The following is a 12,378-nucleotide window of genomic DNA, read 5'->3' as shown; positions in this document are numbered from 1 at the left end:
GGTGGTCATGCCGGACGCGTCGCCGTGGGTGCCGAGTTGGTCGCGATCACGAAGCGGGCGTGGACGGTCCAGCCTCCGCGGTCGTTGGGCCCCGCGGACACGCTCCCGCCGTAGAGGGCGGCCCGCTCGCGCATGCCGACCAGGCCGCGGGCGTCGTCGTTGGACCGCGGGGTGAGCGCCGGGCCGGTGTCCTCGACCGTGACGTGTACGACGGTGTCGTCGGCGGTGATCGTCACCTGGACGGACGTGTCGGCCGCCGCGTGCTTGAGGGTGTTCGTCAGGGCCTCTTGGACGACGCGGTAGACGGCGAGTTGGAGGCCGGGCGGCAGGTCGGGGCGGGCACCTTCGGTGTGCTCGGTGTGCAGGGTGACGGCGGGGCCTGCGGCGCGTACCCGCGCCAGCAGCGGCTCCAGATCGCCGAGACCCGGCTGGGGGGCGAGCGGGGTGCCCTCGGCGGCGGTCCGGTCGTCGTCGCCGATGACGGCGAGCAGGCGGCGCAGTTCGGCCAGGGCGTCGCGCCCGCTGTCGGCGATGGTGCGCAGGGTCTGGGCGCCCCGTTCCGGTTTCGCCTCGGTCAGTCCGGCGGCACCGTTCGCGAGGCCGACGATGACGGCGAGGGTGTGGCCGAGGATGTCGTGCATCTCCCGGGCGACGCGCGCGCGTTCCGCGGCGGCGGCGAGCCGGGCCCGCTGGTCGCGCTCGACCTCCAGCCGGACGGCGCGTTCGTGGAGGGTCCTGATGTAGGCGTTCACGACCCGGGCCACCAGACCCGCCGTGGCGACGGCCACCACGAGGCCCGCCTGGATGAGTGCGATCACCCAGGTCTGCAGGCCGACGTCCTGCCCGTCGCCGCGGACGGCGGTGGCGAGGGCGGTCTGCGCGGCGGCGATGGCCACGCAGACCGCGAGCGATACGGGCCGCACGACGCGGCCCACGTTGAGCAGCGCCACGACCCGGGCGGCCTCGGACCCCGTGTTGGCGTCCCAGGCGACCGCCGCCGCGGACACGGCCGAGGTGACGGTGAAGATCAGGATGGGCCGCTGCCACCGCCACAGCAGCGGGATGCAGAAGGCGGCGACAAAGGCCAGCAGCACGGGTACGCCTGGACCGGGTTCGCTGTCCGCGTTCTGCAGGGCCGGGATGCCGAACAGCGCGCAGAGCAGCGGGACCCCCCAGCGCCTGACCCACGGGTGGCCCTGGTCCGCCTCGATGATCCGTCTGAGCTTGCGCATCACGAGCGCGTCCGAGGGCCGCTCCGCCTCGCCCAGCAGCGCCTCGGGCGCGGCCGAGGCGCCGGGCTGCCCGGCCGCGGTCGGTGTGGTCACGTCGTACGCCCTCTCGGTGCGGGGACCGCCCGCCGGTTCCCCGGGGGGGAGTGGGTCGGCCGGCGGGCGGTTGTCGGTCATCGGCGGGCCGGCCGAATCCACCTCCTCGGATCGTACGACCGGAGCTCAGGGCTGTCCGGCGGGCACACGCTCGGGCTCCGGCGCGCTCCGGGGAACTTCGCCCAGCCGGGACCGCAGCTTCTCGCCCTCCACGTCCACGTTCGGCAGCAGCCGGTCCAGCCAGCGGGGCAGCGCCCAGGCGCGGCGGCCGAGCAGCGCCATGATCGCGGGAACGATGGTCATCCGCACCACGAAGGCGTCGAAGAGGACGGCGGCGGCCAGGCCGAGCCCCATCGACTTGATGATCGACTCGTCGCTGAAGACGAACCCGGAGAACACCCCGATCATGATGACCGCCGCGGCCGTGACCACCCGGGCCCCGTGCCGGAACCCCGCGACGACCGCTTCGTCCGGCTCGGCCCCGTGCACGTACTCCTCCCGCATCCGGGTCACCAGGAAGACCTGGTAGTCCATGGCGAGTCCGAACACCACACCGATCATGAAGATCGGCAGGATGCTCACGACCGGGCCGGTCTGGTCGACGCCGAAGACGTCCGCGAGCCAGCCCCACTGGAAGACGGCGACGACGACACCGAGGGTCGCCAGCACGCTCAGCAGGAAGCCGGCGGCGGCCTTGAGCGGGACCAGGATCGAGCGGAACACCAGCATCAGCAGGATCAGCGCCAGGCCGACGACCACGCACAGGTACGGGACCAGGGCGTCGGACAGCTTGTCGGAGACGTCGATGTTGAGGGCGGTGGTGCCGGTGACCATCACCTCGGCACCCGTGTCGTCCCGCAGGTCCGCGCTCCGGTCGCGGATGTCGGAGACGAGGTCGACCGTCTCCCCGCTGCTGGGCGAAGAGTCCGGGATCGCGCTGATCAGGGCGACGTCACCGCCCTGGTTGAAGGTCGCGGGGCTCACCGAGGCGACGTCGGGCAGCGAGTCGAGCAGGGCGCGCGCCTCGTCGGCGGCGGCCTTGGGGTCGTCGCTGCCGCGGGCGTCGACCACGACCGACAGCGGGCCGTTGTAGCCGGGGCCGAAGCCGTGGGTGATGGTGTCGTACGCGACGCGCTGGGTGCTGCCGGAGGCGGCCGACTCGTCGCTCGGCATGCCGAGTTCCAGCGACAGGGCGGGGGTGGCGAGCAGCAGCAGACCGGCGACCGAGGTGACCAGGACCCTGACCGGGTTGCGCAGCACGAACGTCGACCAGCGCACGCCCATGGGCTCCCGCTCGCCGCGCTCGACGGCACGCATCCGGCGCGTCCTGAGCTTCCCGGCCGCGATCCGTACGCCGGCGAAGCCGAGCAGCGCGGGCAGCAGGGTGAGCGCGATCACCACGGCGACGACCACCGCGAACGCGGCGCCGAGCCCGATGTCGGTGAGCACCCTGATGCCGATGACGCTGAGCCCGGCCAGCGCGATGATCACGGTGAGCCCGGCGAACACCACCGCGGAACCGGCCGTACCGACCGCCCGCCCGGCGGCCTCCTCGGGCGTGTGCCCGCCCTTCAGCTCCTCCCGGTAGCGGGAGACGATGAACAGGGCGTAGTCGATCGCCACCGCCAGGCCCAGCATCAGGGCGAGGGTGCTCGTGTTCGAGCTGAGATCGATGAAAGAGCTCGCGAGGGTGATCGAGAGGATCGCCAGGCCGACCCCGAACAGCGCGGTCAGCAGCGGCAGCCCGGCCGCGACCAGCGAGCCGAAGGTGATGACCAGGACGACCGCGGCGATCAGGACGCCGATCAGCTCGGTCGTACTCTGATGGACTTCCCCGGCCACCGCCGTGCCGCCCATGCTGACGTCCAGGCCGGTCCGCTCGCCCTGGGCGGCGATGTCCTCCAGGTCCGCGCGGGCCCGGTCGCTGACGTCGGCGTCCGCGACCTCGTACGTCACCTGCGCGTAGCCGATCGTGCCGTCCTTGCTGACAGTGCCGCTGTCGTACGGGTCGGCCACCGTCTTCACCTGGTGCGCCTGCCCGAGGTCGGCCACCAGCGCCTCGACCCCGGCCTTGGGGGCGCCGGACGTCAGCCGCTGCCCGTCCGGCGCCTCGAAGACCACCCGGGCCGTCGCCCCGTCGGCCGCGGCCTGCGGAAACTCCTCCGTCAGCAGGTCGAGGGCCTGCTGGGACTGGGTGCCGGGGATGCTGAAGGTGTCCGTGGTCTTGCTGTTCACCCCCGCGGCGGCGATGCCGACGGCGGCCAGCACGGCTATCCACAGCATGAGGACGAGCCTTCGCCGCCGGAACGAGAACCGGCCCAGCCGGTAGAGGAACGTGGCCACGGAAGAACCCCCGGGAGGCGTGCAGAGGACGGGACAGGGGCCGCGATCCGGCCCGCGCTCCACGCTAGGCACGCCTCACCCCGGTCCCCTGGGTCCACGGTGGCGAACAGGGCGGGGGCGAGTGGTACCGCGGTGCCGTCCGGCAGTCCTCCGCGAGAGGTAGGCGGGGGCGTTCCGAGCGCCTGTACGCACACGTGCCGCGCAGGCCCGGGAGGGACGGGGCGCGGACATAACCGGGAGTGGCGCCTCGGCAGCGTAGCGTGAGACCCCGCGTCCGGGCACCGGTCCGGGGCCGGGGATCCGGCGGGGTGCCCGGGGAGTGATCTGGAGGAGCCATGGCGCGCAGGACCCGGCCGGCACGGAACGCGGCGGTCGCCGCCTGCCTCGGCGGCGGGGTGGTGGCCGCCGGGTGGCTGGGGCTGGTCACCGGGGCCGTCCCCGTCGACGTCGGGGTGGGGCGGCGTACCCGGGGGCTGGGGCCGCAGGCCGTGGACGTCGCGGCGCCCCGCGAGGTGGTGTTCGACGTGGTGGCCGGTCCGTACCTGGAGCGCACGCCGCGGGCGATGCGCGACAAGCTCCACGTGCTGGAGCGCGGCAGCGACCTGGTGCTCGCCGAGCACTTCACGCCGGTCGCGGGCGGGCGGCTGACCGCGGTGACGGTGGAGACGGTGCGCTTCACCCGGCCCGAGCGCATCGACTTCCGGCTCGTACGCGGCCCGGTGCCGCACGTGACCGAGTCCTTCGTCCTCACCGAGCAGCCGCCGGGAGGTACGCGGCTGGTGTACGAGGGGGAGCTGGGCACGGATCTGTGGCGGCTGGGCGAGTGGTGGGGGGCGAAGGTGGCCGGGCAGTGGGAGGCCACGGTGGCCGCCTCCCTCGCCACGGTCGCCGCGGAGGCGGAGCGGCGGGCCGGCCGGGCGGGCTGAACCCGCCCGCGGAGACGTTCGACGACGGCACTGCGAAGGCGAGGACACGATGACGGCGGACCCCACCACGGACACAGTCCGGCGGGACGCGGCAGACTCGGCGGACGCTGCCCCGGCCCGGGCGAAGCGGGACCGGGAGGAGGTGTTCATCGAGTTCACCAAGTCCGTCTGCCCGCTGTGCAAGACGCCCGTGGACGCCCAGGTCAACATCCGTGGGAACAAGGTGTTCCTGCGCAAGCGCTGCCGCGAGCACGGCGAGTTCGAGGCCCTGGTCTACGGCGACGCGGAGGAGTACCTGTCCTCGGCCCGCTTCAACAAGCCCGGCACCATCCCGCTGACCTTCCAGACCGAGGTACGGGACGGGTGCCCGACCGACTGCGGGCTGTGCCCGGAGCACAAGCAGCACGCCTGCCTGGGCATCATCGAGGTCAACACCGGCTGCAACCTGGACTGCCCGATCTGCTTCGCCGACTCCGGCCGCCAGTCGGGGGGAGGCTACTCGATCACCCGCGAGCAGTGCGCGGCCATGCTCGACGCCTTCGTCGCCGCGGAGGGTGAACCGGAGGTGGTGATGTTCTCCGGCGGGGAACCCACCATCCACAAGCACATCCTGGACTTCATCGACCTCGCCCAGGCCCGGCCCATCAGAAACGTCACCCTCAACACCAACGGCATCCGCCTGGCCACCGACCGGGACTTCGTCGCCGAGCTGGGCGCACGCAACACGGTGCCGGGCCGGTCCGTCCACGTCTACCTGCAGTTCGACGGCTTCGACCCGCGTACGCACACCGAGATCCGGGGCCGGGACCTGCGCACGTTCAAGCGGCGGGCGCTGGACAACTGCGCGGCGGCCGGGCTCACCGTCACGCTGGTCGCCGCGGTCGAGCGCGGTCTGAACGAGCACGAGCTGGGCGCGATCATCGAGTACGGCGTGGACCACCCCGCGGTGCGCTCGGTCGCCTTCCAGCCGGTCACCCACGCCGGCCGGCACGTGCCCTTCGATCCGCTGGACCGGCTCACCAACCCCGACGTGATCCGCCTCGTCGAGGAGCAGTTGCCCGGCTGGTTCAGGAAGGGGGACTTCTTCCCCGTGCCCTGCTGCTTCCCCACCTGCCGCGCCGTCACCTACCTGCTGGTCGACGGCGAGCCGGGCAACCGCACCGTGGTGCCCATCCCCCGGCTGCTGAACGTCGAGGACTACCTGGACTACGTCACCAACCGCGTCCTGCCCGACCCCGGGATCCGCGAGGCGCTGGAGAAGCTGTGGTCGGCCTCGGCGTTCATGGGGACCGCGACAACCGAGGAGAAGCTACGCGCGACCGCCGAGGCGCTCGACTGCACGGACACCTGCGGCATCGACCTGCCAGAGGCGGTCCAAGACCTGGGCGGCAAGGCGTTCATGATCGTGGTGCAGGACTTCCAGGATCCGTACACGCTCAACGTCAAGCAGCTGATGAAGTGCTGCGTCGAGGAGATCACCCCGGACGGCCGGCTCATCCCCTTCTGCGCGTACAACTCCGTCGGCTACCGCGAGCAGGTCCGCGAGCAGATGTCCGGCGTCCCCGTGGCCGACGTCGCCCCCAACGCGCTGCCGCTCGCCGGCCGGCTCACCGACACCCCGTACGGCTCCAAGACCGCGCGCCCTGCGGTGCCCGTACCCGGCCCCGGGGAGGACGGGCGATGACCGACGGCGCGGGCAGCAGGGCCGACGAGCTGAAAGCCTGCTGCGCCGCCGCGTACGCCTCCGACGCGGTCGCCCTCCTGCTCGGCGACGCCTACCACCCCGGCGGCACCGCCCTGACCCGCCGCCTCGCCGGCCACCTGAACCTGCGCCGGGACAGCCGGGTCCTGGACGTGGCCTCCGGCCGCGGCACCACCGCCCTCCTGCTCGCCGGCACCCACGGCTGCCGCGTCGACGGCGTGGACTACGCGCCGGCCAGCACCGCTCTCGCGCAGAGCGCCGCCGAGGCCGCCGGGCTCGCCGGCCAGGCCGTCTTCACCACCGGCGACGCCGAGCACCTGCCCTACCCGGACGGCACGTTCGACGCCGTCGTCTGCGAGTGTGCGCTGTGCACGTTCCCCGACAAGGCGCGGGCGGCGGCCGAGTTCGCCCGCGTCCTCAGGCCCGGCGGACGGCTCGGCCTCAGCGACGTCACCGCCAGGACCGACCGGCTCCCGCCCGAGCTGACCGGCCTGGCCGCGCGGATCGCCTGCATCGCCGACGCCCGGCCAGCCGCCGCGTACACCGCGATCCTGGCCGCTGCCGGTCTGCGCACCGTACGCACCGAACGCCACGACGCGGCCATGTCCCGGATGGCCGACCAGATCGAGGCCCGCCTGAACCTGCTGCGCCTCACCGCCGCCGACCGCCTCACCGCCGCCGGCGTCGATCTCGCCGCCGCACCCGCCGCGCTGTCCGCGGCCCGCAGCGCCGTCGCGGACGGCACCCTCGGTTACGTGCTGCTGATCGCCGAAAAGGCGCCGTGACGACCGCGGGGCCGGGGCGGCTCCGGAGGGATTGAACGGAACTCCGGCTTCCAGCGTCAGAGACGCATGAAGACACCGCGCGCCGCCGCCGTCCTGCTCCTCAGCGCCGGGCTGCTGCTCTCCGGCTGTACGTCCTCGTCCGACGGCCCCGAGGGCGGAGAGGGGTCCGGCCCCACCCTGGCAGCCCGCACCGTCGCGGACGACAAGTGGCCGCACGGCCCGGCGAAGCCCGAGCTGCACACGCCGTATCCGTACGACATCTACACGCACTGCGGGATCAAGTGGGTGAAGTTCGGCGGCCGTTGGTGGGTCCTGGACTCCGTGTTCCCCGGTGCCGAGCAGGTCCGGGGGGAGCCGGCCTCCGGCGACGGCCAGCGGCTCGCCGGCTACATGACCCTCATCGGCCCGAAGACCGCGAACTTCGACGCCGCCGGGATGCCCACGATGCAGTTCGTGCCCACCGAGAAGGACCCGCCGGGCTGCGCCTAGCCGGATGCCCGCCGATAGCCTGCGTCATCATGATGCGCGTGTGGATCCGGCCCGTGCTGTACGTGCTCGGCGGTGCGACCGCCGCGGTCGCGCTGGGCCTCGGCGGGAGTCCCGGCGCCGCCGTGACCGTCCCGCTGGTGTTCGCGCTGCTCGCACTCGTCCACTCGCCTCTGCTGTTCCCGAGGCCGATCGGCGCGCTGGAGGCGCAGCGCCGCAGCGCTGCCGACGGCCGGCCGGTCGTCTTCTGGCGGCCGGGGTGCACGTACTGTCTCCGGCTGCGCCTCCGGCTGGGGCGCAGCGCCCGCCGGCTGTACTGGGTCGACATCTGGCGTGATCCGGATGGAGCCGCGGCGGTGCGGGCGGTCAACGACGGCGACGAGACGGTGCCGACGGTCGTCGTGGCGGGCGAGGCGCACACCAATCCCGATCCGTCCTGGGTACGCGCGCAGCTCCCCCCTGCCGCGTGAGGGTGCCGCGCGGCTACGTCAGCTCCAGCCCGCCGTCGACGGTGAGGACCTGGCCGGTGAGCCAGGTGGCCGCGGGGTCGGCCAGCCGCAGGATCCAGGTGGCGACCTCGTGCGGCTCGCCGCGGCGGCCGAGGGGGATGCGGGCCGCCTCCTGCTGCTTGATCTCTTCGATGGCCGCCTCGGGGAGTCCGGCGGCGGCCAGGGCCTGGCTCTCGGTGGGTCCGGGGGCCAGGGCGTTGACGCGGACGCCCTCGCCGGCAAGCTCCACCGCCCAACTGCGGGTGAGCTGTTCCAGGGCCGCCTTGGACGCCGCGTAGTGGGCGCCGCCCGGCAGCGGGCGGTGTCCGTAGGTGCTGGATACGTTGACGATCGAGCCGCGGCTGCGGCGCAGGTGGGGCAGCGCGGCACGGGCCAGCAGGCTCGGCGCGGCGACGTTGAGGCCGAACAGCGCGTCGATGCCCTCGGCGGTGGTTTCCGCCAGCGGCATCACCTTCGTGGCACCGGCGTTGTTGACGAGCACGTCCAGCCGGCCCCACCGTCCGACCGCGGCGTCGACCACCTGCCCGGGGGTGTCCGGAGCGCACAGATCGGCCGGGTGGGCGGCGATGCCCGCGTACCCGGCGGCGGTCTCCTCCAGGGCGTCCCTGCGGCGCCCGACGCCCAGCACGCGGGCTCCGGCGCCGGCGAAGGCGCGTGCGGTCGCGCGGCCGATGCCGGAGCCGGCACCGGTGACGACGACTACCTGTCCGCGGTGGTCTGCGGGAGACACGGCGGCCATCACCCTCCTTGTTCGATGTTCGTAGAACGGCGAACAAGGAACGTAGCATGACCGTCATGAAGCAGGCACGGCATCCCGAGCCGGACGAGATCACTTTCATCGCGGTGGCGGCGGCGTTCAGCGACCCGATCCGCGTCGGGCTGGTGCGCGTACTCTCCGACGGCCGCGAACGCGGCTGGGGCGAACTGCGCGCCCCGGTCGCCAAGTCCACCCTCAGCCACCACCTGCGCGTGCTGCGCGACGCGGGCATCACCCGCACCCGGCAGGAGGGCACCCGCTGCTTCGTCGAGCTGCGCCGCCACGACCTCGACGCCCGCTTCCCCGGCCTGCTGGACGCCGTCCTCGGCGCCGCCGGCGGCGACGACGTCGGCGGCAACGTCGGCCTCGCCGACCCGGGCGGCGGCGGATGAGTGCCGTCACCGGCCGGTGCGCACCCTCCCGGGATGACTCTGCCCTGACGTAAGGGGAGAGATCGTTCGCGGCTCCGTGGCCCCGGGCGGATCCCGGGCGGGTTCCTGTGATCCTGCTCACCGCAGGGTGCGGGTTCGCGTAGCCTCGGGCCGGCTGATGCGTAGAGACGACGGGAGTACGTGGCGATGGCCAAGGGGCGGATGCAGATCGGCGAGGCCGCCGAGCGCACGGGCTTGTCGCTGCGCACGATCCGCCACTACGAGGAGGTCGGCCTCGTCGTCCCGTCCGCCCGCAGCAAGGGCGGCTTCCGCCTGTACACCGAGGAGGACGTCGCGCGGCTGAAGCTCATCAGGCGGATGAAGCCGCTGGACTTCTCGCTGGCGGAGATGCGGGACCTGTTGCAGGTCACCGACCGGCTCGGCGCCGCCGACGAGCCGCCGGCCGATGAGGAGCACGCCCGGCTGACCGAGCGGCTGGACTCCTACCGCAAGGTCGCCGAGGCACGCTGCGAGACGTTGCGCGCCCGGCTGGAGATGGCCGAGGAGTTCGCCGCCACGCTGCGCGGCAGGCTCGGCGAGACGGGCTGACGGCGGCGTCCTTTCCTGGCGTACGGGGAGGTGTTCCCGGTCGTACGAGTGGAGTTCCCGGTCGTACAGGGTGCCGTTCCCGGCCGTACGGGCGTCTCCCCCGCTACTCGTGGGCGGCGACGAGGTGGTCCAGACGGGCACCCGGCCGTTCCCGGAGGAAGGAGTTGGCCTGCCAGCGGTCGGGGAACAGCGCCAGCACGCTGCCGTCGCGCGACCTGGTCAGGGCCTCGCCGCGGACGACCCTGGAGCGGTTGAGGGCCTCCGCGCCGGCGGCGTCGGTGGCGCGGGCCAGGTGGTAGGGAAGCGGCTCCAGCGTGACCGCCGCGGAGAACTCGCCCGCCATCCGGTGCACGACGACGTCGAACTGCATCGGCCCCACGGCCGCGAGCACCGGCGCCTGGTCCCCGCGCAGGTCCGAGACCAGCACCTGCACCACACCCTCCTCGTCGAGTTGGGCGATACCGCGGCGGAACTGCTTGGAGCGGCCGATGTCGACCGGGCGGGCGACGGCGAAGTGCTCGGGGGCGAAGGTGGGCATGGGCGGGAACTCTGCCTTCGGCCCGGTGCAGAGGGTGTCGCCGACCCGCAGAGAGGCGGCGTTCACCAGGCCGACGACGTCGCCGGGGTAGGCGAGGTCGACGGAGGAGCGGTCCTGGCCGAAGACGCTGTGGGCGTACTTGGTGGCGAACGGCCGGCCGGACGCGGCGCGGGTGACGGTCATGCCGCGGGTGAAGACACCGGAGCAGACCCGTACGAAGGCGATGCGGTCGCGGTGCGAACGGTCCATGTTCGCCTGCACCTTGAACACCAGCCCGGAGAACGGCGCGTCCACCGGGCGGCTGCCGCCCCCGGCCAGCTCGCGCGCCCCGGGCGCCGGCGCCAGGTCGACGACGGCGTCCAGCAGCAGCCGTACGCCGATGTTGGACAGCGCGGCGCCGAAGAACACCGGCGTGGACTTCCCGGACAGGAACGAATCCCGGTCGAAGACCGCGCCGTCGGCGGTCAGCAGCTCGATCTCCTCCGCCGCCTGCGCGTAGTCCCCGCCCTCCGCGACGGCGGCCTGGTCGGCGGGCACCCGTTCTTCGACGGCCTCCTTGGCGCCGCCGGGGACCTTGGCGTAGCGCAGCATGTGCGTGCCGTCGCGTACGTCGATCAGCCCGCGCAACCGGCCGGCGGCGCCCACCGGCCAGGTCACCGGCGTGGGCTTGAGGCGGAACTCGCGCTCGATCTCGTCCAGCAGCTCCAGCGCCTCCCGGCCGGGCCGGTCCCACTTGTTGACGAAGGTGATCACGGGGATGCCGCGGTGCCGGCAGACGTCGAACAGCTTGCGGGTCTGCTCCTCAAGGCCCTTGGCCGCGTCGATGAGCATCACCGCGCAGTCCACCGCGGCCAGCACCCGGTAGGTGTCCTCGGAGAAGTCCGCGTGGCCGGGGGTGTCGAGGAGGTTGAGCACGTGGCCGCGGTGGGCGAACTGCAGCACCGCGGAGGTGACGGAGATGCCGCGGGCCTTCTCCAGCTCCATCCAGTCGGAGGCCACCCCGCGGCGCCCGGCCTTCCCGTGGACGGCGCCCGCCTCGGTGATCGCGTGCGCGTGCAGCGCCAGCGCCTCGGTGAGCGTCGACTTGCCCGCGTCCGGGTGGCTGATCACCGCGAACGTACGCCGACGCGCCGCCTCTTCGGCCGCCGCCCCGGATCCCTGGGTCACCGCAGCCCCACCTTCGCCCCCGCTTTCCCCACCGCTCTCGCCACTTTCGCCGCCGCTTCCGGCACCGCCCGGGAACCGGCCGACCGCAAACCTACCCTGACGTCAGGGTTGGCACCCAATCGCGGAGCGGGTGGCCGTCAGGCGTAGACGGCGTCGATGGCGGTGAGTACGAGGTCGCGGGCCCGGTCGGCGTCGCAGGCGCCGATGAGGACGTAGTAGGCCAGGCCCTCGGTCGTCGCGGTGAGGGCGACGGCCTCGCGGGCGGGGTCGAGGCCGGGGCGTACGCGGCCGGCGTCCCGGTCGCGGCGCAGGGCGGCGGCGAGGTCGCCGTGGAGGCGGGCGTAGAGCTGCCGCACCCGCTCGGCGATGGCGGTGTCCGCGAGCGCGAGGGCGTTGAAGGACTGGCGTACGCGCAGGTGGGCCCGGGTGGTGGCGTCGTAGGGGATCAGCTCGGTGAGCACGGCGGTCAGCACCGTACGCGGCTCTGCGGCCCTCAGGTCCGCCCCGGCCCTGGCCCGGATGCGCGCCGAGCTGAGGGCGTTGCCGCGGTCGAAGGCGGCGTCGATCAGGTCGTGCTTGGCGGGGAAGTAGTGCTGGACCCGGCCGGGGGAAACGCCGGCCCGAGCGGCGGTCGCGTTCAGCGACACGGCGGCCAGGCCCCGGTCGGCGACGATCGCGAGCACGGCGTCGGCGATCTCGCGGCGGCGCTCGTCGTGCCGGGCGCCGAGGCCGCGGGTGCGCGGGCTCATGACCGACCCCTCTTTCCGATGTGATTGCACTGGATTGACGCTGCCGAGTCTAGCGGGCTACGTTCAAAGCAAAGCAATGCCTCTTCATTGATTTGCCGGAACGGAGAGAAC

General features: G+C 73.3%; 12 protein-coding genes. 7 read left to right on the top strand and 5 right to left on the bottom strand.

What is annotated here, in order from left to right; all coding sequences use genetic code 11:
- Window positions 1-5: 5 nt before the first annotated feature.
- Window positions 6-1,325 (bottom strand): sensor histidine kinase, encoded by a 1,320-nt coding sequence (locus tag B124_RS17535; protein WP_496503795.1) that lies wholly within the window; start codon window positions 1,323-1,325, stop codon window positions 6-8.
- Window positions 1,326-1,451: 126 nt separating this feature from the next.
- Window positions 1,452-3,668 carry an MMPL family transporter gene (locus B124_RS17530; protein ID WP_496503794.1) on the bottom strand — a complete coding sequence of 739 codons (2,217 nt, stop codon included), beginning with the start codon at window positions 3,666-3,668 and terminating at the stop codon, window positions 1,452-1,454.
- A gap of 335 nt (window positions 3,669-4,003) precedes the next feature.
- Between B124_RS17530 and B124_RS17525 the strand changes: the two genes are divergently transcribed.
- The 5 genes from B124_RS17525 to B124_RS17505 all read left to right on the top strand — a co-directional run bounded on the left by B124_RS17525 (window position 4,004) and on the right by B124_RS17505 (window position 8,037).
- Window positions 4,004-4,594, top strand: a complete 591-nt coding sequence (locus B124_RS17525) for an SRPBCC family protein (protein ID WP_496503793.1) — start codon at window positions 4,004-4,006, stop codon at window positions 4,592-4,594.
- Window positions 4,595-4,643: 49 nt separating this feature from the next.
- Window positions 4,644-6,278: a radical SAM protein gene (locus B124_RS17520; RefSeq protein ID WP_496503792.1), complete on the top strand. Its 1,635-nt coding sequence runs from the start codon at window positions 4,644-4,646 to the stop codon at window positions 6,276-6,278.
- On the top strand, window positions 6,275-7,081 hold the full coding sequence (locus B124_RS17515) for a class I SAM-dependent methyltransferase (protein WP_496503791.1): 807 nt from the start codon (window positions 6,275-6,277) through the stop codon (window positions 7,079-7,081). The genes B124_RS17520 and B124_RS17515 overlap by 4 nt, the downstream gene beginning before the upstream one ends.
- 66 nt (window positions 7,082-7,147) lie before the next feature.
- Window positions 7,148-7,570, top strand: coding sequence for a hypothetical protein (locus B124_RS17510; protein WP_496503790.1), 423 nt, complete (start codon window positions 7,148-7,150; stop codon window positions 7,568-7,570).
- A 29-nt stretch (window positions 7,571-7,599) separates the two neighbouring features.
- Window positions 7,600-8,037 carry a glutaredoxin domain-containing protein gene (locus tag B124_RS17505; RefSeq protein WP_496503789.1) on the top strand — a complete coding sequence of 146 codons (438 nt, stop codon included), beginning with the start codon at window positions 7,600-7,602 and terminating at the stop codon, window positions 8,035-8,037.
- A gap of 13 nt (window positions 8,038-8,050) precedes the next feature.
- Here B124_RS17505 and B124_RS17500 read toward each other — a convergent pair whose 3' ends face one another.
- Window positions 8,051-8,815 (bottom strand): SDR family NAD(P)-dependent oxidoreductase, encoded by a 765-nt coding sequence (locus tag B124_RS17500; RefSeq protein ID WP_496503788.1) that lies wholly within the window; start codon window positions 8,813-8,815, stop codon window positions 8,051-8,053.
- A gap of 47 nt (window positions 8,816-8,862) precedes the next feature.
- On the opposite strand from B124_RS17500, the gene B124_RS17495 reads away from it, so the two are divergent.
- Both B124_RS17495 and B124_RS17490 read left to right on the top strand, forming a co-directional pair.
- Complete coding sequence (locus tag B124_RS17495; protein WP_496503787.1) at window positions 8,863-9,225, top strand: ArsR/SmtB family transcription factor; 363 nt, start codon at window positions 8,863-8,865, stop codon at window positions 9,223-9,225.
- 186 nt (window positions 9,226-9,411) lie between these two features.
- Window positions 9,412-9,813, top strand: a complete 402-nt coding sequence (locus B124_RS17490) for a MerR family transcriptional regulator (protein ID WP_496503786.1) — start codon at window positions 9,412-9,414, stop codon at window positions 9,811-9,813.
- Window positions 9,814-9,916: 103 nt separating this feature from the next.
- On the opposite strand, the gene B124_RS17485 is transcribed toward B124_RS17490, so the two are convergent.
- Window positions 9,917-11,518, bottom strand: a complete 1,602-nt coding sequence (locus tag B124_RS17485) for a peptide chain release factor 3 (RefSeq protein WP_496503785.1) — start codon at window positions 11,516-11,518, stop codon at window positions 9,917-9,919.
- Between the two features lie 137 nt (window positions 11,519-11,655).
- Window positions 11,656-12,267, bottom strand: a complete 612-nt coding sequence (locus B124_RS17480) for a TetR/AcrR family transcriptional regulator (RefSeq protein ID WP_496503784.1) — start codon at window positions 12,265-12,267, stop codon at window positions 11,656-11,658.
- Window positions 12,268-12,378: the final 111 nt, after the last annotated feature.

It is taken from the genome of Streptomyces sp. CNP082, from assembly GCF_059570535.1.
This window is presented reverse-complemented; position numbering and strand designations above follow the sequence as displayed.

Coding starts and splice junctions, on each gene's coding strand:
- B124_RS17490 (WP_496503786.1), top strand. CDS start 9,412: ATGGCCAAGGGGCGGATGCAGATCGGCGAGGCCGCCGAGCGCACGGGC.
- B124_RS17520 (WP_496503792.1), top strand. CDS start 4,644: ATGACGGCGGACCCCACCACGGACACAGTCCGGCGGGACGCGGCAGAC.
- B124_RS17500 (WP_496503788.1), bottom strand. CDS start 8,815: ATGGCCGCCGTGTCTCCCGCAGACCACCGCGGACAGGTAGTCGTCGTC.
- B124_RS17505 (WP_496503789.1), top strand. CDS start 7,600: ATGATGCGCGTGTGGATCCGGCCCGTGCTGTACGTGCTCGGCGGTGCG.
- B124_RS17515 (WP_496503791.1), top strand. CDS start 6,275: ATGACCGACGGCGCGGGCAGCAGGGCCGACGAGCTGAAAGCCTGCTGC.
- B124_RS17510 (WP_496503790.1), top strand. CDS start 7,148: ATGAAGACACCGCGCGCCGCCGCCGTCCTGCTCCTCAGCGCCGGGCTG.
- B124_RS17480 (WP_496503784.1), bottom strand. CDS start 12,267: ATGAGCCCGCGCACCCGCGGCCTCGGCGCCCGGCACGACGAGCGCCGC.
- B124_RS17525 (WP_496503793.1), top strand. CDS start 4,004: ATGGCGCGCAGGACCCGGCCGGCACGGAACGCGGCGGTCGCCGCCTGC.
- B124_RS17495 (WP_496503787.1), top strand. CDS start 8,863: ATGACCGTCATGAAGCAGGCACGGCATCCCGAGCCGGACGAGATCACT.